The 24,349-nt window shown below is 56.6% G+C and carries 20 protein-coding genes and 1 tRNA gene; 12 read left to right on the top strand and 9 right to left on the bottom strand.

The window, feature by feature from the left end:
- Positions 1–230, bottom strand: a 230-nt coding sequence (locus AC4PR2_RS13285) for a hypothetical protein (RefSeq protein ID WP_492175210.1), incomplete at its 3' end; no start/stop codon positions are given.
- On the opposite strand from AC4PR2_RS13285, the gene AC4PR2_RS13280 reads away from it, so the two are divergent.
- On the top strand, positions 216–3,101 hold the full coding sequence (locus AC4PR2_RS13280; RefSeq protein WP_492175209.1) for an AAA domain-containing protein: 2,886 nt from the start codon (positions 216–218) through the stop codon (positions 3,099–3,101). The genes AC4PR2_RS13285 and AC4PR2_RS13280 overlap by 15 nt on opposite strands.
- A 213-nt stretch (positions 3,102–3,314) precedes the next feature.
- Here AC4PR2_RS13280 and AC4PR2_RS13275 read toward each other — a convergent pair whose 3' ends face one another.
- From AC4PR2_RS13275 to AC4PR2_RS13255, 5 genes are all read right to left on the bottom strand, one after another.
- The gene (locus tag AC4PR2_RS13275) at positions 3,315–4,637 is read right to left on the bottom strand and encodes a type II toxin-antitoxin system HipA family toxin (protein WP_492175208.1); all 1,323 of its coding nucleotides are present in this window, start codon (positions 4,635–4,637) and stop codon (positions 3,315–3,317) included.
- A gap of 4 nt (positions 4,638–4,641) precedes the next feature.
- On the bottom strand, positions 4,642–4,938 hold the full coding sequence (locus AC4PR2_RS13270) for a helix-turn-helix transcriptional regulator (RefSeq protein ID WP_330113219.1): 297 nt from the start codon (positions 4,936–4,938) through the stop codon (positions 4,642–4,644).
- A 343-nt stretch (positions 4,939–5,281) separates the two neighbouring features.
- On the bottom strand, positions 5,282–5,662 hold the full coding sequence (locus AC4PR2_RS13265; RefSeq protein ID WP_330113218.1) for a putative T6SS immunity periplasmic lipoprotein: 381 nt from the start codon (positions 5,660–5,662) through the stop codon (positions 5,282–5,284).
- On the bottom strand, positions 5,659–6,180 hold the full coding sequence (locus tag AC4PR2_RS13260; protein ID WP_492175207.1) for a type IV secretion protein Rhs: 522 nt from the start codon (positions 6,178–6,180) through the stop codon (positions 5,659–5,661). Before AC4PR2_RS13260 ends, AC4PR2_RS13265 begins: the two co-directional genes overlap by 4 nt.
- 213 nt (positions 6,181–6,393) lie before the next feature.
- Positions 6,394–6,478: transfer RNA gene (locus tag AC4PR2_RS13255), tRNA-Leu, on the bottom strand.
- A gap of 279 nt (positions 6,479–6,757) precedes the next feature.
- Here AC4PR2_RS13255 and deoC point away from each other — a divergent pair.
- From deoC to AC4PR2_RS13230, 5 genes are all read left to right on the top strand, one after another.
- Entirely contained in the window at positions 6,758–7,471 is a 714-nt protein-coding gene (deoC, locus tag AC4PR2_RS13250; protein ID WP_492175205.1) for a deoxyribose-phosphate aldolase, read from the top strand.
- 67 nt (positions 7,472–7,538) lie between these two features.
- Complete coding sequence (locus AC4PR2_RS13245; RefSeq protein WP_230491083.1) at positions 7,539–9,068, top strand: xylulokinase; 1,530 nt, start codon at positions 7,539–7,541, stop codon at positions 9,066–9,068.
- Positions 9,065–10,396, top strand: coding sequence for an L-fucose:H+ symporter permease (fucP, locus tag AC4PR2_RS13240; RefSeq protein WP_492175204.1), 1,332 nt, complete (start codon positions 9,065–9,067; stop codon positions 10,394–10,396). Before AC4PR2_RS13245 ends, fucP begins: the two co-directional genes overlap by 4 nt.
- A 1-nt stretch (position 10,397) precedes the next feature.
- On the top strand, positions 10,398–10,790 hold the full coding sequence (locus AC4PR2_RS13235; RefSeq protein WP_492175203.1) for a VOC family protein: 393 nt from the start codon (positions 10,398–10,400) through the stop codon (positions 10,788–10,790).
- Positions 10,791–12,039: 1,249 nt separating this feature from the next.
- On the top strand, positions 12,040–12,684 hold the full coding sequence (locus AC4PR2_RS13230) for an acyl-homoserine-lactone synthase (RefSeq protein WP_070913710.1): 645 nt from the start codon (positions 12,040–12,042) through the stop codon (positions 12,682–12,684).
- Here AC4PR2_RS13230 and AC4PR2_RS13225 read toward each other — a convergent pair whose 3' ends face one another.
- Positions 12,685–13,401: a helix-turn-helix transcriptional regulator gene (locus tag AC4PR2_RS13225; protein WP_193158605.1), complete on the bottom strand. Its 717-nt coding sequence runs from the start codon at positions 13,399–13,401 to the stop codon at positions 12,685–12,687.
- A 199-nt stretch (positions 13,402–13,600) separates the two neighbouring features.
- Here AC4PR2_RS13225 and AC4PR2_RS13220 point away from each other — a divergent pair, with 199 nt between their 5' ends.
- Positions 13,601–14,359 (top strand): DeoR/GlpR family DNA-binding transcription regulator, encoded by a 759-nt coding sequence (locus tag AC4PR2_RS13220; protein ID WP_049271167.1) that lies wholly within the window; start codon positions 13,601–13,603, stop codon positions 14,357–14,359.
- Between the two features lie 60 nt (positions 14,360–14,419).
- On the opposite strand, the gene lptG is transcribed toward AC4PR2_RS13220, so the two are convergent.
- Both lptG and lptF read right to left on the bottom strand, forming a co-directional pair.
- Positions 14,420–15,490 carry an LPS export ABC transporter permease LptG gene (lptG, locus tag AC4PR2_RS13215; RefSeq protein ID WP_019453290.1) on the bottom strand — a complete coding sequence of 357 codons (1,071 nt, stop codon included), beginning with the start codon at positions 15,488–15,490 and terminating at the stop codon, positions 14,420–14,422.
- Positions 15,490–16,584, bottom strand: a complete 1,095-nt coding sequence (gene lptF / locus AC4PR2_RS13210) for an LPS export ABC transporter permease LptF (RefSeq protein ID WP_019453291.1) — start codon at positions 16,582–16,584, stop codon at positions 15,490–15,492. The genes lptG and lptF overlap by 1 nt, the downstream gene beginning before the upstream one ends.
- Positions 16,585–16,866: 282 nt before the next feature.
- On the opposite strand from lptF, the gene pepA reads away from it, so the two are divergent.
- The 5 genes from pepA (at position 16,867) to AC4PR2_RS13185 (ending at position 24,338) form a co-directional block, all read left to right on the top strand.
- The gene (gene pepA / locus AC4PR2_RS13205) at positions 16,867–18,378 is read left to right on the top strand and encodes a leucyl aminopeptidase (protein WP_033636874.1); all 1,512 of its coding nucleotides are present in this window, start codon (positions 16,867–16,869) and stop codon (positions 18,376–18,378) included.
- 84 nt (positions 18,379–18,462) lie between these two features.
- Positions 18,463–18,912, top strand: a complete 450-nt coding sequence (locus AC4PR2_RS13200; RefSeq protein WP_019453292.1) for a DNA polymerase III subunit chi — start codon at positions 18,463–18,465, stop codon at positions 18,910–18,912.
- Positions 18,913–18,924: 12 nt separating this feature from the next.
- Positions 18,925–21,801 (top strand): valine--tRNA ligase, encoded by a 2,877-nt coding sequence (locus AC4PR2_RS13195; RefSeq protein ID WP_492175201.1) that lies wholly within the window; start codon positions 18,925–18,927, stop codon positions 21,799–21,801.
- 199 nt (positions 21,802–22,000) lie between these two features.
- A complete protein-coding gene (locus tag AC4PR2_RS13190; RefSeq protein ID WP_004933360.1) occupies positions 22,001–22,504 on the top strand; it encodes a GNAT family N-acetyltransferase in 504 nt (167 codons plus the stop codon).
- 226 nt (positions 22,505–22,730) lie between these two features.
- Positions 22,731–24,338, top strand: a complete 1,608-nt coding sequence (locus AC4PR2_RS13185) for a GMC family oxidoreductase (RefSeq protein ID WP_492175199.1) — start codon at positions 22,731–22,733, stop codon at positions 24,336–24,338.
- Positions 24,339–24,349: the final 11 nt, after the last annotated feature.

Here is a 24,349-nt window from a genome sequence, read left to right as displayed (position 1 = left end):
GAGGCGGCATCACTGGCGCCGTAGTGAACCGGCCATTTTAATTGTCGCCGACCGGCCAAAATAATTGACGCGAGATAGCCGTTCCGGAATCCGGCTTCAATCTGCTCATCGCCCCGCTTCACAACGACGACGGACAAACGAAAAGTGACGGCAAAGACTACGAAGCGCTGTGCGACATCGATAACAACTATGACTATCCGCCGCTGGAACGGTATTTGACCTACAGCCATGACGAACAACATCCTGTTCATTATCGGGATGTCGCGACCTGCGGCCTCTTTGAAGAGACCTGGCCGTTGGGCCATGGGCAAATGCAGGCCATCCAAGCCATTAATCAGGATGAACTTCTGGTTGCCGTGCAAGGCGCCCCCGGCACGGGTAAAACGACGTTATTTAAATCGCTGATTGCGCAAAAGATTGTCGAAAGAGCGCTTCGGTTGATAAACGATGATGATGTCAATCTGGGTATGCTGGTCACGTCAACGGCCATTAAAGCGGTTGAAAATATCATCGACGACTTACGCCAAGACCCGCTTACGCAGGATCTGAATTGGTTGTGGTTCCAGGCTGGCTCTAAAGAGCAAATCAATAAAGAATTACTGCGATTGGACGCCTTACTGCATTCATGGCAAAGCGAAGTGTATGAAGAACAACGGCAAACGGTCCATGCCAGCGTGTTGAAAACAGGTCAGGCGGAAATCCTCCACTGTTTTACCCAATATCAAGATAGCGTCGAGCAAGCCAAACAGGCCCTGCTCTCGTATCCTGATCTGACTGCGTTCCAGGCCTATTTCGAGCAACGCCTGCAACAGCTCTCTACTGTGGCTAACGAGCATGGATTGAGTTCCGCAGCATCAGGCCCCGAGCATTTAACGGAATTGCTGGTTCAGGTTGAAGCTCATCAGGAAAGCATTGCTCGCGAATATACCAAACGCATCGATGCCGAAAAACACGCGAAAGCGTTAGAAGCGACGTGGCCATTGCCCCATAGCTGGAATGAGATTGTTCAGTGGATGCAAGCAAGCCCACTGCGTTCGCCGTTGGAACAGGGCTACAGCAGTTATCCTCAAACGGGCCTCGCCGCCCTGTTCGTCCGGTTTTTCTCTGCACGCCAGATGGCAATCCGTCAAAAACTGGAAAGCTTTTATCCAGAAGAATTCCACTATTTTAAATTGGCGGACCAGCCTCATACCGTTCTTGCGCAACTGGTTACGGCGACAAACTCGCTGGAAAACAACGCGGAATTATGTGCCCATTTAAACACTCTACAAGAACCTGCTCCGGACCCGCAGCACAGCGCTGCGCTGGATGCATTGAGGGAAGACGTACAGGCGGTCATCGCTCTCCAGATACAGCTTGAAACCGCCCGGCAAAAGGCCAATACACTGCAAGCGCATTTTCCGGAAGGCTCATGGTGCGACATCCTTCGTCAGCGCTTTATCAAAACCCATCGTAGTATGTTCGCCGCCTCCATTGGTTATCTCTGGCAAGAGCAGTTAAAGCGGAAAAATGAGCTGGAAGAAGTGTTAAGCCACTGGCGAAGCCTGCTTGGCAATGGCAAGGCCCCAAAATTTTATTGGTGGAAAGATCGCTTCGACCAGTTCTACCGATTGTTGTCGCTTGTTTACCCGGTAATGGCTACCACATTGGTTTCCGCACGCAAGGCCGCAGGCTATCAATGGCTTAACGATCTTAACGGCCATAAGCCATGGCATTTAGCGCTTTGCGATGAGGCTGGGATGATGTCCGCAGAATCATTAGTTCCCCTGTTAAGCCGCTGTGAGCGTGCTATGGTGGTCGGTGACCCACTGCAGATCGAGCCAATACGCAATTTATCTGAAGCAGGGCAAAACCAGATACGTGAGAAATATTTCGCTCAGGACAACACACTTTTCGAACAGGTCTCACCAATGACAGTCACCGCTTATCACCGTGCGGCCGGCACGCAATCGGGACAAGTCAGCGATATTGGCAACGGCATTGTCCTGGATGAACATCGCCGCTGCCAAACGCCGATCGCCAATCTGTTCTGTAAGTTAGCAGGTTATCGCGGCATCAATATTGAAACGGCACCGTCCAAAACTCGCATTAGCGAGGCTTTTAAAGAAATGGGCGAGCATCATTTGATGTTCTATAGCGTCGAAGGGCAAAAAGGCAGTGCGGTCAATACCAACATGGATGAAGTCGATGCCATCGAACAGTTGCTCGATAAACTGGAAGACGCCGGCTATGACCTGACACAAGATATAGGTATCGTTACCCCGTATTCCAATCAAAAAATGTTGTTAATACAGCGCCTTGGCAAACGGCTGGATCACTATTCCTCCCCCCGAATCGGCACCGTGCATCAATTTCAGGGGGTAGGTTTTGAAGTAATCATTTATAGCCCGGTAATTTATCACGCCCGCGATGGTGAAATTTTCCAGAATAAAGCGCCAAATATGTTGAACGTGGCGGTCTCACGTGCAAAACAACAATTCATTATCGTTGGCAATTATCAGCGATTGGTCAAAGCCGGGGGCTATTTAAAAACACTGGCTAATGCGGTAGCGGAAGATTTCTTACTGGAATTCGGCTCACAGCATCCGCAGTTCGATACCTTGCAAAATAGTCCGCATCGCTTGGCCTATTATCACGATTGCGAGCACATAGCGGCCTTTACCGCCCAGGCTGCCATGTGCGAAAAAGAGTTAATCGTGATTTCACCGTGGATTCGCTATGGGGAAAAAGGCGGATTTGGCCAACCGCCGCAGCTAAAACTATTGGCTGAGGCTCAGCGCCGTGGCGTTAATGTGAAAGTTTACTATGGCTACTACCGACAGAACTACCAGAATGAGGATAGCGAACCGGCGTTAGTCGCACAGTATTGCGAATTGTTAGGTCACGATAACGTCATTCGTCTACCGGAAGGGACACACGAGAAACTGATTATCATCGACGGGGAACGAGTGATTCTGGGCAGTTGGAATTGGCTCTCTCATGGCTATCGACGCCATTGCGAAAGAGAAGAATGGCAGCGGTTAGCCATACGCAGGGAAACCAGCGTAGAGTTACATGACATTGATTTTATTAATGAATATAAAAATTCACATTTGATTTAAAATAAACCTGTAAGTCACCCCTAAGCCGAGCATTCGCCAAAGGTGCTCAGCTTTAGGGTGATGAGTGACGGAATAATAATCAAAAACCTTTCACCCGAGAAATACTTTAACCGGAAGCCAGACACATTATTGATGCTTCCTACAATAATCAGAAACTAACAGATCAGCTTCAGTAGCATGCTCTGCATGCCCTACCCACACCGCGCACTATCACTATCGCCCTGCCAACCGCGCGCACTGCTGCCTGATACCCTCAAAAATGCATTCCGCTAATTCGGCTGGGAACGAATCCGGTAGTAGTCCAATGACACGTTCAATCACTCCCGGGGTTGCCGCCAGCAGCTCTTCAATAATGGACTCAACCTCCTGTTGGCCTAATCCGGTTATTTCACCGTGTTTTATCCAGTGGCGGCGTCGGATCTGGCTAAGCAGGTAATGGTTACTGCTCCCGCGAACGGCCATCGCCAGTTTGCACTTCTGCCAGGCTATCTGGTTATTGCCCGGGCCAATCATCGGCCAAGCCGATAGCACATCGTACAGTGGCGTCAGGTGGTAACGATTTTGCGGTAAATGCGCAAGACTGAAATTCTTTGCGTGGCCATCTGTCGCGGCCAGCAGCCAAAAAATAATCTGCGCTTTAAAGAAGCGCCTGCGATCTGTTTCAGCCTGTTCCGAGCGACTCAGAATTTCCATAATATCGGTATTGCCGGGGCCACCGTCTGATTGATACTTCCTCAGCGGCGAAACGCCCAGTGCCTGGCACATATCCTCTTGCGGCAGGCGGATCCACCACCGTTTGTCGCTTGATAGTTTTCTGTCAAAACGCTCAACGATCAGTGCCTTTTGATCTTCAAACTGCGCTATATGGGTACTTGCTACCGGCACACCATAATGTTCAACAATCAGAGAGCAGAGCCATTCATTCTCGATGGACGTGCGCATATCGGCCCGCATGTTTCCTACCAGGCCTAGCGCTAATTTGAAAATATGCGTGGTCGGCGTATTTCCCTCAGGTAAACACCACTGGTTGTCATGCCACAGCAGCGCCGTTTTTTCCTGAGCGCCGGCGATGGATAAACGCAGATCGTCATCCTGGCCCTGCCGCCCCGGTAACGTCGTGGTAGTATTGCGGAGCATTTCGGCGATTTGCGCCTCTTCCAGCGGGCGCTGCCTGATGGAAAATATATCAGCAGGTTGCTCACCGATATCGAGAAGCTGTATGGCACCAACACAGTCGCGGCCCAGTTCGGCCAATAAATCGAAAGGGTCCAGACTTTCGGCATGATAGCGCATAGCCAAACGTCGGCGGATCCCCTCGCTATCCGGCAGCAGGTTATCGAAATAATCGCGCACCACGCTACCGCGATAAGGCTGATTCCCCGGCGTGAAAGGCAAAGAAAGCGACAAAGGCCTCCCCTGACTATCTGCAATCCACTCAGGCAGATACTCCAGCCGATCTTCACCTCTACGCTTTTCCCAATATCCCACCGGAATACCGTTCATCCAGATAGCTAACCGTTGTTGCGAACGACGCATCTCGTCACCACTGTTCCCGTCTTGCAGGCGAGTCTAAATGAGTTGTAGAGGTTTCTTCCGTTTCACATCTCGGGGAGGCAAGCTCTGAGGAAAACACCATTTCAATCCCCAGCACATTAAACACCCTAAAAAGGCGCTCCAGACTGGCTGATGCAGGGTTTGACTCCAGGCGCGCATAGGTCTGTTGAGTAACGCCCAGCCTCTCCGAAACGTCTTTTTGCGTCAGACCTTTTGCTTTACGAAACCCCACCAGCAAAGGACGTAGCTGGCTTAGTGTTTTTAACGGATAGACGGTATTCATAAATAGCGGCTCGCTGGCTTATCGCTGTGTACAGATTATAGGCTGTTTTGTCCACGTTACACCTTACAGGCTGTAAATGCAAAATACAGCTTATAGGGTGTTTTATTATTAATACAGCTTATAAACTGTTATATGAAGAGTAAACCAGCTGCGGAACGGAGTGCTGACTATGCAGTAGCCCTGGCAAAATTTACTCCGGGGCATTGGCGATCTTCTCTGTTGCTCATCAGCGCGGGTCAATGCGGCAGTTATTGAAAAAGTAAGCCACTTTATGAAATCGCCAGTCCGTTCTCCAGTGCAACCAAAACTCCTGAGCGGCTAACTCGCATGATCACATTAAAACCTAATACGGCTCCAACATAACCTCTTCACCTCGCTTCCACACAATAAACCCGGCCTCATAAGGATGCAAAGGCGTACTGACAATAACACTGTATCCTTCACCAGGGATAAAATCATACTCGCCAATGCCGGGCACGCACTTCCCCGGTTCCAATGCAACAGGCGTGTTTGCATATGACTTTTCATAGACATAATTATCATTGCCATACTTCCATATGGCTACCGTGAGAATGGACTCCTCTTTTTCCATGTCATTCTTATCGACAAAAACGCAGATCTTGCTACCGACAGTCGTTGCTTTTGCCGGGCGTAAATTGACTTTATCCCCCATAGGGCAACCAGAGATAAAAAGAGGAATAAAGAGTAAGAGGAATTTTTTCATAGTGGCAGCCCTGCGCTTCTGATTATGGGTTGAAATTTTGACAATGTACTTCTGTCTACTATCCCTGAGTAATTCCTACCGTATAAACCGATAAAATCGCTAACGCCAAACTTCTTGAGATAGAAATAGTCTGCAATTATCGATGCTTGCTGTTCCATACTATACTCACGCAACAGCAACCGATCGAGCCGATATTGATAGCTCACCGCCCAACTGAGAAGCCCACGTGTACGCACCCACATGCCTTTTTGATGCTGCCAAACATGTGCCATCTCGTGGATAAACAGGTGCTGTGCCAAATGATGCACCGTGAAATCAGATCGATATAAAGCCCTACGAAAGTACAACTCCCCATTCGGGCTCATCGCCGTGTACTGATTCTGTAGCCCAAACGGCAGGTAGCTGTCGCAGTGAACCAATACGGTCTGATAGAAAATGGTGCTGCCAAACACTGAACGCGCCAGATTGACTTCGCCCGGCGTTAACGCCCGCGTGCTCCCTTCCTGTTGTGGCTCCATCCTGGAACTCCTTGATCCGAAAGGGTTCAATGAAACGCCATTTTATCCTTTAAGGTCAATCAGATAGACCTTAGGAAAGCATCAGGAAGATCCGGTTTTTACTGAAATGGGAAATACGTCAATACAGAGTAAAGTGGGTAGGTAATTGCGGCAGGCAGATTCCAGGCACAAAAAAACCACCTTTCGGTGGCTTCTTGTTCGCGCGGTACTTAATGGTGCCGAAGGCCGGACTCGAACCGGCACGTATCTCTACGGTTGATTTTGAATCAACTGCGTCTACCGATTTCGCCACTTCGGCACTGAAGTAGTATGCGGAAAACGGGTGCATTATACCTTCCCGCGATCGGTGCGCAAGAGTTATCAGGCATTCAATGAGTTAAATGTTGAAAAAAGCGTCACAATCCCCGTTTACCCTCTTATTGCGGCGTTTACCGCATCTTCCTCCCGCACTTTCACGCCCCTCACAGCAAAACCGCAGATCCGATCACAATTTCGCCAAATGCTGATTTTAAAGCCATATGAAAGAGAATAAGGTGAATAAATAAAATCAAATGAAAATAAAAGAAGGATAAACGCAATGAATGAAACAACCAAACGCATGGCCAGGTTGATCGATCTGAGCGCGGTGCAGGCCACCAATACCGAGGAAGACGTGCGCCACTGCGCCGCGCTGGCCAGCCGCTATCGCATCATCTCGGTACACGTGCTGCCGTGCTGGACGCGTTTCCTCAGCACCCTGCTGCCGGAGCGCGGCCAGGCGGACGTGATGATTGGCGGGCCGGTCGGCTTTCCCGGCGGTGGGCAGACCACCGATCTCAAGGTGCAGGAGGTGCGTCAGCTGATCGCCGAGGGCGCGCGCGAGGTCGATATGGTGGTGAACATCGGCAAGGTGCTGTCGGGGGATTACGACTATGTGCGCGAAGATCTGCGCCGGGTAGTCAAGGCCGCCGCGCCGGTGCCGGCCAAAGTCATTCTGGAGACGCACTATCTGAACGAGCAGCAGATCCGTCGGGTGTGCGATATCGCGGTCGAGGTCGGCATGGCCTGGGTGAAAACCTCCACCGGCTGGGCACCGACCGGTGCCACGGTAGAGAAAGTGGCGATCATCGCCGATCAGTTGCGTGGCCGCATCCCGATCAAAGGGGCCGGTGGCATTCGCGATCTGGACACGGTGCGCGCGTTGTATCGGCTGGGCGTACGCCGCTTTGGCATGAGCGCGGCGGCCACCCAGCGCGTGCTGGAGCAGCTCGAACAGGATCCAGGCCTGTTCCCGGAACTGAACGATAACTAAATCCTGCGCGATTCCCAGCGCACGCTTCTGCGGGTGGCCCGCGCCATCCGCCACGGGAGTGATAACAATGAAAGATTTACTTCTTACCCTTGATATTGGCACCGGCAGCACTCGCGCCGGGCTGGTCACCAACACCGGGGAAATCCTTGGCTTCGCGCAGCGCGAGTACGAGCAGATCATGCCGCAGGCCGGTTGGTCGGAACAACCGCCTTCACTGTGGTGGCAGAGTGTCTGCCAGTGTACGCAGGAGCTGTACGCGCGCTACGCCGAATACTGGCCGCGTATCGCCGCCGTCGGCGCCTGCGGGCAAATGCACGGCACGGTCTTGCTCGATGCCGACGGCGAGCTGGTCGTCGATCGCGCCATGCTGTGGAACGACAAACGCGCGCAGCCGCAGGTGGCGCGCTTTAGCCACCAACAGCCGCCGCAGCCCTGGCTTGAACTGTTGAACAATCCCCCTACCGCCGCCTGGCCGGCGTTCAAGCTGGCCTGGCTGCGCGAGCATCACCCATCGCAGTGGGAGCGCATCGCTACGGTGTTGATGCCGAAGGATTACGTCAATTTCCGGCTCTGCGGCGTACGCGCCACCGATTACAGCGAAGCCTCCTGCTATTACCTGATGGACAGCGCCACGCTGCAGTGGTCGCCAGAGGCGCTGCGGCAGTTCGGGCTGCGCGCCGATCAGCTGCCCGCCATCCATCTTTCCAGCGAGGTGATTGGCCACATTACGCCCGCAGCGGCACGCGTGACCGGTCTGCCGCCGGGCGTACCGGTGGTAGCGGGCACGGCGGATATGGCCGCTACCCTGCTCGGTTCCGGCGTCTATCAGGCCGGCATCGCCTCCGACAGCACCGGCACCTCCACGCTGCTCACCGTGGTCTCGGAACACCCGCTGCTCTCTGCCAGCGTCAACAACCTGCACCTGGCCAACTCGGCCTGGGGCGGTTTTACCCTGCTTGATGCCGGTGGCGACGCCATGCGCTGGGCGCGTTCGGCGCTGAGCGCCGGCCAACTCAGCCATCAGCAGATGCTCGATATGGCGGCCGAGGTGCCGCCGGGTGCCGAGGGGCTGCTGTTCCTGCCCTACCTGACCGGCGAGCGGCTGGCGGAACACACCAACTCGCGCGCGCAGTTCTTCGGCCTGCAGCGCAAGCATAGGCAGCCGCATCTCTACCGCGCGGTGCTGGAAGGCGTAGCGCTGGCCTCCCTGCGTAATCTCCAGCAGCTCAGGCGCCACGCACAGGAGCCGGAGGCAATGATCGCCTCCGGCGGCGGCGCACGCAGCCCGCTGTGGCTGCAGATCAAAGCCTCGGTCTATAACCTGCCGCTGCTGCAGACGCGCAATCAGGAGAACGGCACCACCGGCTGCGCGATCGTCGCCGGGGTCGGCGTCGGGCTGTTCAGCAGTTTTGCCCAGGGGGTGAGCCGCACCGTCAGCATCGAGCGCGAATTTACTCCCGATCCGCGCCAGCACGAACACTACCTGCGCTGCTTCGAGCTGTTCGAACAGCTCTACCGCCAGGCGCAGCCCCTCTACGAACAGCTTGACGTTATTAGCTCGTTCTCTTTTTCTCCGGATGAAGGAACACCGCAATGAGCGACTCTCTGATTAACAAGGGCGACATCGCGCAGCACGCCGCGGCCGAAAGTATCGACCGCAGCGCCTATCTGCCCGCCACGCCCTGGCTGCAGCTGATGCTGGTCTGCTGCCTGTTCGCCCTATGGGGCATGGCCGGCAACCTGAACGATATTCTGATCGCCCAGTTCAAAAAGGGGTTCGATCTGTCGGATACCCAAACCGCACTGGTGCAGTCGATCTTCTTCCTCGGCTACTTCGTGATGGCGCTGCCCGCCGCAGCGGTGATCAAACACTACTCGTACAAGGTGGCGATCGTAATCGGCCTGTGCCTGTACGCGCTCGGCTGCTTCCTGTTTATCCCGGCAGCGCAGATCATGACCTACGGTGCCTTCCTGGCCTGCCTGGGGGTGATCGCCACCGGGCTGTCGTTCCTGGAAACCTCAGCCAATACTTACTCCAGCCTGCTGGGGCCGCTGGAAACCTCCACCCAGCGCATCAACTTCTCGCAGATCTTCAACTCGCTGGGGATCATTTTTGGCGTATTGATCGGCCAGCAGCTGGTGTTCGGCAAAAACGATCCCAGCCACGCCGAGCTGCTGCAAATGCCGCCGGCGGCGGCCGAAGCGGCACGCACCCAGATGGTGTCGCAGGTGGTCACACCTTATCTGATCATCGGCAGCGTGCTGATCGTGTTGGCATTGATCTTCGTGGCAGTGAAATTCCCCGCCTGCAAAACCCAACGCTCGCACCAGGGAGCGAGCAAGCCGCTGATGCAATCGCTGAAGATCCTGCTGGCGCTGCCGCGCTTCCGATTGGGGGTGCTGTCGCAGTTCTTGTATGTCGGCGCGCAGGTAGGGCTGTGGAGTTTCACCATTCGTTTTGTGCAAATGATTGAACAGGGGGCAACCGAGCATTCGGCCACCTACTGGCTGCTGGCCACGCTGGTCTGTTACTCGGCCGGCAAGGTGGTCACCACCGCGCTGATGAAAAAGTTCAGCCCGGCGCGGTTGCTCGGCGTGTTCTGTTCGGTATGCGTGCTGCTGTTGCTGCTGGCCGTCAACATCCAAAGCCTGCTGGCGGTGGTGGCGATCATGGGCGTCAACTTCTGCATGGCGCTGTGCTGGCCAACCAACTTTGGCCTGACGATCAAAGGGCTGGGCGAAGAAACTCAGGTGGCCGGTTCGATCGTAGTGATGTCGATCATCGGCGGTGCGGTGGTGCCGTTAATCATGGGCATCATCTCCGATCTCAACGGCGGCGATATGCAGATCGCCTTCGCAGTACCGCTGGTCTGCTTCGCCTACGTCGCCTTCTATGGCTTCTACTGCGCGCGCAAGGGGATTTGATATGGCACACCGGATTAACGGGTTGATGCACGTCGGTCTGCGCTGCTCCGATATCGAACGAGCCGCCGGCTTCTATCGTTCACTCGGTTTCGAACCCCGACAAACGCTGGCGCTCGGCGGCCCCGTCGCCGTACAGTTTTTGCAGTTGGGTGAGCTAACGCTTGAGTTATACCAGTTAACAGACGAAGGGCTGACTCGCCCCGCCAGCGCCTATGGTATCGACCATATCGCTTTGCGGGTCACCGATCTGGCGGCCACGCAACGCTGGCTGGCGGAGCTGGGGTATCCGGTGATTGAAGGGCCGACGCTGCAGCCCAGCGGTGCCAACGGCGTGCGTTATCTGATGATCGCCGGGCCGGACGGTGAGCGGGTGGAGTTCAGCCAACCGCTGTAATGTTTCTTCCCACGTAGCACAAGGCCCGATGGCGGTTATAAGCCATCAGGCCTCATTCGCTTTTTTGTCAGCTCACGAGCCTTTACCGCCATAGCCATGCACCTTATCGGCCATCGCCAACATTTCCTTAATCACCCTACCAGACAGCGAAAAATAATCCCCAGCCGCAATGGCAATACTGCAAATAATTGCATACCCATGTGTCAGCCAATAAAGAGTGAGTTTGCGCAACATTCCAGGAACAATATTTTTTCATTTATGGCAGTCATGGCTGGAATAAGCCAATGGGAACGGGGTTGTCAGGAGAGAGATGTTATTTGTTGAGAGGGGATTTTATCTGGAACCAACAGAAAATAGCGTGCATACGTAACAAAACAGCAACCCAAAGCTAAAAACCAGCAGAGAACACTTGCCTCTGCTGAGTTGATAGCTTTAAGATGGTGTAAGAAAATTTTCCCTGGTGTTGGCCGATCTTGGCAGCCTGACCCTACGAGGTCAGGTTTTTTTTATGTTTTTTTCGTCGAGAACTGACCAGAAAAGTGTATCGCCTTAGGGAGTTAGAAGCTAGTTAGACTAAAGTATAGTACCTTACTAGACCTTCATTAGGTCAGTTAGGTTATTATTTCACATAGCGGAAATCGGCTGCCAGCACTATTTTTCACTCTGTATCTCAGCCGCCACGGCGTTCTACCACGACCACCACACGCTGCTCATTTCACACAAAAACCCAAAATACCCGCAGAACCATCACGAAATAGCACCGTTTCTGTCATCAAAATAATGTGATCTCTATCAGATATTTTTTAAGATGAATTTAACTTCTGTAGAAGTTCAGGCCCTGGGACATCACTCCAGCTGCCCTTTACACGCTTATTCCTCTGCCGGATGACAAAGTCATGCCTTATCGGGAAATCTCCAGTAATAAAATATCACCAATTCACTATTAAAATAATGAAAACACCATTCATTATAAAATAACCGGTTAATATTTCGCCACGAAAGATAACGCCGGGCAGCCAAGGAGCAAATTGAAATCCTCTCTTGCCTTATAGGCCAGGGCGTTCAATCTCGCTGACTTGCTTTGTTCACCGTCCCATTGCCCTGAAACTGTCTCGCCACACGGCATAATAAGGTTAGCGCCGATCGCTTAAAAAGCCTTATCATTCTCACGCACCGGCATGCTCGTAGTGAAACTTCTCTGATGTTACTGGATAAAGTTATTTCTCTTAATTTATTCAAAGGTAACATTATGTTTAATATTTACAGCACCAACTACGCATCAATGAGCACCGAAAAATCAGCAGATCTTTATGTTTTAAGGAAAAACGTCTTTAAAGATAGACTGCAATGGGCCGTGAACTGTTCAGACGGCAAGGAGCTGGATGAGTTTGATAATGATAAGACAAACTATATATTTGGCGTAAAGGACAACATGATAGTTTGTGGTACCAGGATGATTGATATGAAACACAAGAATATGCTGAACAGCGCATTTTCCTCTTTCTTTCATGACGTCGTCATTCCAGAGGGGAATTTCATCGAGTCCACACGCTTTTTCGTCGATAAAGAAAGAACCCAGTCACTGCTGGGCCGCCGGTTTCCTGTGACTCTGGCGCTGTTCTTGTCCCTGATCAACTATGCGCGGCAACACGGCTATGACGGCATACTGGCCGTCTCCAGCCATCCGATGTTGCATATCATCAAAAGCTCCGGCTGGAATGTCACGCTGCTGAAGACAGGCATGTCGGAAAAGAACGAGCCCGTTCATTTGCTGTTGGGCCACGTTGATCGTCAGAGTCAGGAGACATTAAAAAGCAGAATATTCAAAAAGTTGAATACGCAAGACGAGCACATGCTAAACGCCTGGCCGTTGAGCGACGAGCCTGCGTTCTAATTACCTCACCGGTTTAATCAGCTGAAGTTCCATCCCTAAACGGATAGCATGCCGGGCATTCGCCACCCCCAACTTTTTGACAATGTTACCCATATGAAACTTGATGGTGCAGGTTTTGATCCCCAGGATTATGCCCATTTCCTGGTAAGTTTTCCCCACGCTGGCCCAATAGAGGATCTCGTTTTCTCTCTCTGTAAAACGGGCATTTTTTTCCTGGCGTGCGGTGTTTTTTTCCGACAGTGAAGTCAGCGTTAAATACATCTCATGGGTCGATGCCAGCAGCAACGAGATATCGCCTTTATGCTGGTTCAGCATCTGCATGATTTCCGCCTTGCGCTCGGCTGCGAGGGTAAAGGAAAGGGTCACCAGATTATTATTAAAATCATGTAACACGAAGGTATAGCCGTCGGCTACGCCGAATTCGCGTGCTTGCTCGAACAACTCAGAAAAACGGAAGCCGGCGCCGGCCATGAGATTCTCATCCCAGGCAAAAGGCGTCAGGCGATTGAGCGCCGTAATGACTACCGGATCGGTATATTGCAGCCCTTGCTCTTTATATTGCTTTACCCATTCACCGGGATAATTGGTGACGCCAAAGATACATGACATATCTTTCTTGGATAACACCACGTAGGCCCAGATAAGCTCGCCGAAATCACCTAATGCCGCTTCTAGATGCTTGCTGATAATGTGACTGATATTCTCTTCATATTCCATTAACTGCCTGCCCCCTACCCAATACGCCGCTGGGTAGACTATACCAAAAAGGATCGGCACGCCGTAACCTTCGCATCTTGCACGGATAACGCCCGGTGGAATATTGCCAGCGGCAGCCGGCAAGCGCTTTGCCTGCCGCCGATACGCGGGGTATATTAGCCGCACGTCCATTGTGCCTGTCAGGAGTGAATGAGTGAGCATGTTCGCAGAAGAGCGCCAGGAAAAACTCCTCGCCATTCTCAAGGAGAAGCGCAAGCTCTCCGTGGGGGAAATGAGCTCGCGCTTTAACGTCTCCGGCGCCACCATCCGCACCGATCTGCGCATTCTGGAAGACGCCGGTATGCTGACACGCACCCACGGCGGCGCCATTCTGCGCACCCGCGCCAGCTTCGAGGTCGGTTCCGATCAGCGTGAAGAGGTGAACCTCAGCGCCAAGGAGCAAATCGGTCAATTGGCCGCCGGCCTGGTGGAAGACGGCGACATCATCGTATTGGACACCGGCACCACCACCCTGCAGATCGCCCGCCATCTGCGCCAGCGCCGCAACCTGACCGTGGTCACCAACGATTTCATGATCGCCAAGAGTCTGGAAGACGTCGAATCGATCCAGATCATCCTGCTGGGCGGCATCGTCAAAAAGGGTTATCACTGCGCGGTCGCCATCAACGGCCGTTCGCTGCTGGATACGCTGAACATCGACAAGGCGTTTATGGGTACCAACGCATTGTCGCTGAAACAGGGCGCCTGCGTAGCCGACATCATGCTGGCCGAAACCAAGCGTGCGATGGTGGAGCATGCCAATCAGGTGATCGTGGTGTGCGATCACTCCAAGCTGAGCAACACCTCGCTGGCGCAGTTCGCCTCCCCTGCCCAGATCGACACTCTCGTGCTGGATCGCCTGCCGGAAGACGCGCAGGCCTATCAGGATGCCGGCATTGCGCTACTAAGCGTCGGCTGATCCCCCCAAAAAAAAGGCGCGGCCCCGCGGCCACGCCTTTCTTCACAACCGTTCGCCCTGCTATTTGCGTTTGAGCAGCATATACACGCTGATCAGCAGGAACAGCATGCTCGGCAGCAGCGCGCCCAGCACCGGCGGCATGCTGTAGACCATGCTCAATGGGCCGAAGATCTGATCCAGCACGTAGAACAGGAAGCCGAAGCTGATGCCGGTCACCACGCGGATACCCATCGGCACGCTGCGCAGCGGGCCGAAGATGAACGACAGCGCCATCAGCATCATCACCGCCACCGACAGCGGCGAGAAGATTTTGCTCCACATGTTGAGCTGGTAACGATTGGATTCCTGGCCGCTCTGCTTCAGGTACTTCACGTAGTTGTGCAGCCCGCTGATGGAGAGCGAATCCGGATCCAGCGCCACCACGCCCAGCTTGTCCGGGGTCAGGTTGGTTTTCCATTCGCCGGTCAGCGTCTGGGTGCCGGTCACCTGTTTCGGGTTGGTCAGATCCGAGGTGTCCACCTGCGAAAGCTGCCACAGGCCGTTCTCGAAGCTGGCGGTAGCGGCATAGCGCACCGTCTCCAGGCGGCGCTGATCGTTGAAGTGGTAGATGTTCACGCCGGAGAGTTCTTTATCGCCGGAGACGCGCTCGATGTAGATGAAGTCGTTGCCGTCCTTCGCCCACAGCCCGCTCTTGGTGGAGAGCAGCGAGCCGCCGTACATCTGCTGGGCGCGGTAGTTACGCGCCATCTGCTCGCCCTGCGGCGCTACCCACTCGCCGATCGCCATGGTCAGCAGCACCAGCGGAATGGCGGTTTTCATCACCGAGCCGGCGATCTGCAGGCGGGTGAAGCCGGAAGCCTGCATCACCACCAGTTCGCTGCGCGTCGCCAGTTGGCCCAGGCCGAGCAGCGCGCCGAGCAGCGCCGCCATCGGGAAGAAGATCTCGATGTCTTTCGGCACGCTCAACAGGGTGTACATGCCGGCGCTCAGCGCGGTGTATTCGCCCTGGCCCACCTTGCGCAGCTGATCGACGAACTTGATGATGCCGGACAGCGACACCAGCATGAACAGCGTCATGATGATGGTGTTGAAAATCGTTTTACCGATATACCGGTCTAATACGCCAAACATCAGGCCGCTCCTCTCAGGCGTGCGCGCAGCTTGCGCATCGGCACGGTATCCCACAGGTTCAGCGCCAGCGCGATCGCGAAGTAAACGCCGTTAACCAGCCACAGCCACAGCATCGGATCCAGCTTGCCCTTGCCGGCGTTGGAGCGCAGCGAGGTCTGCAGCAGGAAGAAGATCAGATACAGCAGGATGGCCGGCAGCATGCTCAGCACGCGGCCCTGGCGCGGGTTCACCACGCTGAGCGGCACCACCAGCAGCGCCATCAGCGCCACCGAGACCACCAGCGTCAGGCGCCAGTGCAGCTCGGCGCGCGCGTCCGGATCGTCGGACTCCCACAGCGTCTGCATCGACATCTGTTCGGATTCGGTGTTGTCCGCCGCCACGGTGCGGTGGCCAATCACCGCCTTGTAGTCGGTGAAGTCGGTAATGCGGAAGTCGCGCAGCAGCGCGGTGCCTTCAAAGCGGGTGCCCTTGTCGAGCGTCACCACCTGCGAGCCGTCTTTCTGCTGCACGATGTTGCCGTGCTCGGCCACCACCACCGACGGGCGTTGGTTGCCGTTCGGCCGCAGCTGCGCCAGGAACACGTCGTTGAAGGTGCTGCCCTTCACGTTGCCGATAAACAGCACCGCGTTGCCGTCCTGCGAGGGTTTGAACTGCCCTTCCGCCAGCCCGGCGATGCTCGGGTTGGCCTTGGCTTCGTTCACCACCACGTCCTGATAGCGCGAGGCCCAGGGGCCGGCCCAAAACACGTTCACCGCCGCGACCGCAGAGGTGAGCAGCGCCAGGATCATGGCGGCGATAATCAGGGTGCGTTTACCCAGCCCGCAGGCGTGCATGACGGTGATTTCGCTCTCGGTATACAACCGCCCAAGCGTCATCAGCAAGCCGAGAAACAGGCTCAAAGGCAGGATGAGCTGCGCCATTTTCGGCACGCCCAACGCGAGCAGGGAGAGTACTAAGTTTGTCGGGATATTGCCGTCCACCGCGTCGCCCAACACCCTGACCAGGTTCTGACAAAAGAAGATCAGAAGCAGGATGAACAGAATGGCGATTTGGCTCTTGAGCGTTTCCCGTACCAGATATCTTATGATGATCACGCTTATTACGCCTGTGAAAACTTGTCTTTTTGCAGGAAAATCGATAATTTCATCGTTAATCCGCCATTTATTCTCATCATATGGCAACCTTCACAGCTAAAATAGTATTACAACATCAAGCCGTTTGGGTGTCCTATAGGAACTTGCTTATAGTCGCCAAAACAGAGCAATTTATGCCGTTCAGGTTAACATAATCCGTTAACTCAAATGGCAGGAGATCGTTACGGAGTCGGTTATTCTAGCCGTAGCGTCCGCCTTTGTCTTTAAGATTCAGGAGAGTGCATGGAGTTCAGTGTAAAAAGCGGTAGCCCGGAAAAACAGCGCAGTGCCTGTATTGTAGTCGGCGTTTTCGAACCGCGCCGCCTGTCCCCTATCGCAGAACAACTCGACAAAATCAGTGATGGTTATATCAGCGCATTGCTGCGCCGTGGCGAACTGGAAGGCAAGGTCGGGCAGACGCTGCTACTGCACCATGTGCCCAACATTCTCTCCGAGCGCATCCTGCTGATCGGCTGCGGCAAAGAGCGCGAGCTCGATGAGCGCCAATACAAGCAGGTGATCCAGAAAACCATCAATACCCTCAACGACACCGGCTCGATGGAAGCGGTCTGCTTCCTGACCGAACTGCACGTGAAAGGCCGCAATACCTACTGGAAAGTGCGTCAGGCGGTAGAAACCGCCAAAGAGACGCTCTACACCTTCGATCAGCTGAAAAGCAACAAGGTGGAGCCGCGTCGTCCGCTGCGCAAAATGGTGTTCAACGTACCGACCCGCCGTGAGCTCACCAGCGGCGAGCGCGCTATCCAGCACGGCCTGGCGGTGGCTTCCGGCATCAAGGCGGCCAAAGATCTCGGCAACATGCCGCCGAACATCTGTAACGCCGGCTACCTGGCCTCGCAGGCCCGCCAGCTGGCGGACGCCTTCAGCACCCACATCACCACCCGCGTCATCGGCGAACAGCAGATGAAAGAGCTGGGCATGAACGCCTATCTGGCGGTCGGCGCCGGTTCGCAGAACGAATCATTGATGTCGGTGATGGAATATAAGGGCAACCCAAATCCGGACGCTAAGCCGATCGTGCTGGTAGGCAAAGGGCTGACCTTCGACTCCGGCGGCATCTCGATCAAACCGGCCGACGGCATGGACGAGATGAAATACGACATGTGCGGCGCGGCGACCGTGTACGGCGTGATGCGCGTGGTGGCGGAGCTGAACCTGCCGCTGAACGTGATCGGCGTGCTGGCCGGCTGTGAAAACATGCCGGGCGGCCGTGCTTACCGTCCGGGCGACGTGCTGACCACCATGTCCGGCCAGACCGTCGAGGTGCTCAACACCGACGCCGAAGGCCGCCTGGTGCTGTGCGACACCCTGACCTACGTCGAACGCTTCGAGCCGGAGCTGGTGATCGACATCGCCACCCTGACCGGCGCCTGCGTGATCGCCTTGGGCCACCACATCACCGGCCTGATGTCGAACCACAACCCGCTGGCGCACGAGCTGCTGGGCGCTTCCGAGCAGGCCGGCGACCGCGCCTGGCGCCTGCCGATGGCCGACGAGTACTACGAGCAGCTGGACTCCAACTTCGCCGACATGGCGAACATCGGTGGCCGCCCTGGCGGCGCCATCACCGCCGCCTGCTTCCTGTCGCGCTTCACCCGCAAGTACACCTGGGCGCACCTGGATATCGCCGGCACCGCCTGGCGCTCCGGTAAAGCCAAGGGCGCGACCGGCCGCCCGGTGGCGCTGCTGTCGCAGTTCCTATTGAACCGCGCGGGCCTGAACGGCGACGATTAAATCTGAGCGGTAATTCAGGTATAATCCCAAGGGGCACAGCATGCTGTGCCCCTACATTTTTTTATCGGCAGCGGTGGATCCTTAATGAAACAGGCGACGTTTTATTTGCTCGACAACGCGGAACCGTCAGGCGCGCTCAGCGCCCATGAGGCCGTGGCCTGCGCCGTTGCCGCCGAACGCTGGCGTGCCGGCAAGCGGGTGCTGATCGCCTGCGAGAGCCAGGAGCAGGCCCAGCGGCTGGACGAAGCGCTGTGGCAGCGCGAGCCGCATGAATTCGTGCCGCACAACCTGGCCGGCGAAGGGCCGCACTACGGCGCGCCGGTAGAACTGTGCTGGCCCGGCAAGCGCGGCAATGCCCCGCGCGATCTGCTGATCGCCCTGCTGCCGCAGTTTGCCGATTTTGCTACCGCTTTCCATGAAGTGGTAGACTTCGTTCCTTACGAAGACACTCTGAAACAGTTGGCGCGCGACCGTTACAAGGCCTATCGCAGCGTCGGCTTCCATTTGACCACGGCTACGCCGCCAACTCACTGAATACGATAAAGAATGGAAAAGACAAACAGTCAGCTCGACACCGCATACGACCCAAAACAGATCGAACAGAAGCTGTACGATCATTGGGAGAATCAGGGTTACTTCAAGCCGAACGGCGACACCAGCCAGGAAAGCTTCTGCATCATGATCCCGCCGCCGAACGTCACCGGCAGCCTGCACATGGGCCACGCGTTCCAGCAGACCATCATGGACACCATGATTCGCTATCAGCGCATGCAGGGTAAAAACACCCTGTGGCAGGCGGGCACCGACCACGCCGGCATCGCCACCCAGATGGTGGTGGAGCGCAAAATCGCCGCGGAAGAAGGCAAAACCCGCCACGACTACGGCCGTGACGCGTTCATCGACAAAATCTGGCAGTGGAAGGCGGAATCCGGCGGCACCATCACCCGCCAGATGCGCCGTCTGGGCAACTCCGTGGACTGGGAGCGCGAGCGCTTCACCATGGACGAAGGCCTGTCGAACGCGGTGCGCGAAGTGTTTGTCCGTCTGCACAAAGAAGACCTGATCTACCGCGGCAAGCGCCTGGTGAACTGGGATCCGAAGCTGCGCACCGCCATCTCCGATCTGGAAGTGGAAAACCGCGAATCCAAAGGCTCCATGTGGCACCTGCGCTACCCGCTGGCCGACGGCGCGAAAACCGCCGAGGGCAAAGACTATCTGGTGGTCGCCACCACCCGTCCGGAAACCGTGCTGGGCGATACCGGCGTGGCGGTCAACCCGGAAGATCCGCGCTATAAAGATCTGATCGGCAAAGAGATCATTATGCCGCTGGTCGGCCGCCGCATCCGCATCGTCGGCGACGAACACGCCGATATGGAAAAAGGCACCGGCTGCGTGAAGATCACCCCGGCGCACGATTTCAACGACTACGAAGTCGGCAAACGCCACGGCCTGCCGATGATCAACATTCTGACCTTCGACGGCGACATCCGCCAGGAAGCGGAAGTGTTCAACACCCTGGGCGAAGTCTGCACCGACTACTGCAACGAGATCCCGGCCGAGTTCCGTGGCCTGGAGCGCTTCGCGGCGCGTAAAGCGGTGGTTGCCGCCTTCGATAATCTGGGCCTGCTGGACGAGATCAAACCGCACGACCTGACGGTGCCTTACGGCGACCGCGGCGGCGTGGTGATCGAGCCGATGCTGACCGACCAATGGTACGTGCGCACCGCGCCGCTGGCCAAAGTGGCGGTGGAAGCGGTCGAACAGGGCCAAATCGAGTTCGTGCCGAAGCAGTACGAAAACATGTACTTCAGCTGGATGCGTGACATTCAGGACTGGTGCATCTCGCGTCAGCTGTGGTGGGGCCACCGCATCCCGGCCTGGTATGACGTGAACGGCAAAGTCTACGTGGGCCGCAGCGAAGAAGAAGTGCGCAGCGAGAACAACCTGGGCGCCGACGTGGTGCTGACCCAGGACGAAGACGTGCTGGACACCTGGTTCTCGTCCGGCCTGTGGACCTTCTCTACCCTGGGCTGGCCAGAGCAGACCGACGCGCTGAAAACCTTCCACCCGACCAGCGTGATGGTCAGCGGCTTCGACATCATCTTCTTCTGGATCGCGCGCATGATCATGCTGACCATGCACTTCATCAAGGATGAAAACGGCAAGCCGCAGGTGCCGTTCAAGACCGTCTACATGACCGGTCTGATCCGCGACGACGAAGGCCAGAAGATGTCCAAGTCGAAAGGCAACGTGATCGATCCGCTGGACATGGTCGACGGCATCTCGCTGGAAGATCTGCTGGAAAAACGCACCGGCAACATGATGCAGCCGCAGCTGGCGGAAAAAATCCGCAAGCGCACCGAGAAGCAGTTCCCGAACGGCATCGAACCGCACGGCACCGACGCCCTGCGCTTCACCCTGGCGGCGCTGGCCTCGACCGGCCGCGACATCAACTGGGACATGAAGCGCCTGGAAGGCTACCGCAACTTCTGTAACAAGCTGTGGAACGCCAGCCGCTTCGTGCTGATGAACACCGAAGCGCACGACTGCGGCTTCAACGGCGGCGAGAAAGTGCTGTCGCTGGCGGATCGCTGGATCCTGGCCGAATTCAACCGCACGGTGAAAGCCTACCGCGAAGCGCTGGACACCTACCGCTTCGATCTGGCGGCCAACATCCTGTACGAATTCACCTGGAACCAGTTCTGCGACTGGTATCTGGAGCTGACCAAGCCTGTCGTGAGCAACGGCAGCGAAGCGGAACAGCGCGGCACCCGCCACACGCTGATCACCGTGCTGGAAGCGCTGCTGCGCCTGGCGCACCCGATCATTCCGTTCATCACCGAAACCATCTGGCAGCGCGTGAAGCCGCTGACCGGCACGACCGCAGACACCATCATGCTGCAGCCGTTCCCGGCCTACGACGCCGCGCTGGAAGACGAGCAGGCGCTGAACGATCTGGAGTGGATCAAACAAACCATCATCGCCGTGCGCAACATCCGCGCCGAGATGAACATCGCGCCAAGCAAAGCGCTCGACGTACTGCTGCGCAACTGCAGCGCCGACGCCCAGCGCCGCGTGCAGGAGAACCAAAGCTTTATCGCCCGTCTGGCGCGCCTGGAATCCATCGCGCTGCTGCCGGCCGGTGATAAAGGCCCGGTCTCCGTCACCAAACTGGTGGACGGCGCCGAGCTGCTGATCCCGATGGCCGGTTTCATCGACAAGGACGCCGAGATCGCGCGCCTGGCGAAAGAGATGGGCAAGCTGGATGCGGAAATCGCTTCGATCGAAGGCAAGCTGGCGAACGAAGGCTTCGTGGCGCGCGCGCCGGAAGCGGTGGTCGCCAAAGAGCGCGATCGTCTGGCGGCCTGCAAAGAAGGCAAAGTGAAGCTGCAGGAACAGCAGGCGACCATCGCCGCGCTGTAATCCACCGGCTCACGCCAACGCCTGAAAAACAGCGGGGTCTTCCCCGCTGTTTTTTTATCGCCGTTGCATCCGGGCCGGGTTAGATGTTATTACAAGATATTACTGCTGCAGGGACGCCGCCGGGAAATAACCCCCGGCGCGTTTCGTGCTGCGATAAAAACGAAAATGAACGTGGTCTCTTTCAATGGCGAGTGTAAACATGACAACAGCAACCCCGGCGCGCCTGCTGGTGCGCCCCATCACGGCGGAAGACAATCCCGCCATTGCTCACGTCATTCGCGAAGTCTCTGCCGAGCACGGCCTGACGGCGGATAAAGGCTATACCGTCTCCGATCCCAATCTGGACGCCCTGTATCAGCTCTACAGCCTGCCGCGCAGCGCTTACTGGGTGATCGAGGTGGACGGTCAGGTCGCCGGCGGCGGCGGCATCGCGCCGCTGCAGGGCGGCGCAGACGATATTTGCGAATTGCAGAAGATGTATTTCCTGCCGGTGTTGCGCGGCAAGGGATTGGCGAAGCGCCTGGCGCTGCAGGCGCTGGATTTCGCCCGCCAGCACGGCTTCCGCTGTTGTTACCTCGAGACCACCGCCAGCCTGACGCAGGCCGTTGCGCTGTACGAACACCTGGGCTTCGAACACATCGACCACGCGATGGGCGCCACCGGCCACGTCGATTGCGAAGTCACCATGCTGAAAACGCTGTAATCGTCCCCCGCCTCTCTATCATGGCGTAGCTTGCTGCGCCATTTTATTAATATCGCAATCAATCAGTAAAACTCACTATAACGCCGTTTTTCAAGCAGATAAACTGACGTTAAAAACCACGATGTAAATTTAATGTGAAGTTCGTTAATAAATTAACGATCGCAAATTGACCGCTTTTCCCCCCGCGTTACTCTGCCAGTATCCCAATCGCGCACGGAGAGCTGTCATGTCGGAAAATACCTTTGATTACATCATCGTCGGCGCCGGTTCCGCCGGCTGCGTGCTGGCGGCGCAGCTGATCCGCCGCACCCAGGCGCGGGTGCTGCTGCTGGAAGCCGGCGGCGACGACAATAACCTGTTCATCAAGATGCCGGCCGGGGTGGCCAAGATCATCGCCAAAAAGAGCTGGCCCTACGAGACGGAACCGGAACCGCACGCCAACAACCGCCGCATGCAGATCGCACAGGGCAAGGTACTGGGCGGCAGCAGCTCGGTCAACGGCATGATCTACCTGCGCGGCCAGCCGCAGGACTACGACGACTGGGCCGACCGCTACGGCTGCACCGGCTGGAGCTACCGGGAGGTGCTGCCCTATTTCAAACGCGCCGAGGCCAACGAAAGCCTGTCGGACGACTACCACGGCGCCGACGGGCTGCTGCCGGTCAGCGAAAACCGCTACCGCCACCCGCTCAGCATGGCGTGTATCCGCGCCGGCCAGGAGCTGAACCTGCCCTATCGCAACGACTTCAACGGCGACAGCCAGCACGGCGTCGGTTTCTACCAAACCACCACCCACAACGGCGAACGCGCCAGCACCGCCCGCACCTACCTGAAGGCGGTGCGCGACGAACGGCGGCTGGTGGTGAAACTGAACGCCCTGGCGCACCGGCTGACCTTCGAGGGCAACGTCGCCACCGGCGTGGTCTACAGCCAGAACGGCGGCGCGGAAGTCACCGCGCGCGCCACCAAAGAGGTGATCGTCAGCGCCGGCGCGGTCGGTTCGCCGAAGCTGCTGATGCTCTCCGGCATCGGCCCGCGCGACCACCTGCAACAGCTGGGCATCGAGGTGCGGGCGGATCTGCCGGTGGGTAAAAACTTCCACGACCACCTGCACATGTCGATCAACGTCAGCACCCACGAGCCGATCAGCCTGTTCGGCGCCGATCGCGGCCTGCAGGCGCTGAGCCACGGCGCGCAGTGGCTGGCGTTTCGCAGCGGCGTGCTCTCGTCCAACGTGCTGGAAGGCGCCGCCTTCACCGACAGCCAGGGCGACGGCCGGCCGGACGTACAAATCCACTTCCTGCCGCTGCTGGACAGCTGGGACGACGTGCCCGGCGAGCCGCTGCCGAACATTCACGGCTTCACACTCAAGGTCGGCTATCTGCAGCCGAAGGCGCGCGGCGAAGTGCTGCTGCGCAGCAGCAACCCGCGCGATCCGGTCAAGCTGCACGCCAACTACCTCGGCCACCCGGACGATCTGGCCGGCAGCGTGCGCGCGGTGAAGTTCGGCCTGGGCTTCCTGCAAACCGCGGCGCTGAAGCCGCTGATCAAAGATCTGCTGATGCCGCAGCCGGAGTGGACGCGCGACGAGGCGCAGCTGGAAGAGTTCGTGCGCAACTTCTGCAAGACGGTGTATCACCCGGTGGGCAGCTGCCGTATGGGGCCGTCGCCGCAGGACGCGGTGACCGATCCGCAGCTGCGGGTGCACGGTTTTGAACGGCTGCGGGTGATCGACTGCTCGGTGATGCCGCAGCTCACCAGCGGCAACACCAATGCGCCGACCATCATGCTGGCGGAAAAGGCAGTGGACCTGTTGCTGGGCGCGCCGCAGTAAGGGCGCGCCTC

It is taken from the genome of Serratia sp. A07 (genome assembly GCF_058725505.1).
The sequence above is the reverse complement of the archived record's forward strand: the minus strand, read 5'-3'. Positions and strand labels throughout refer to the sequence as shown.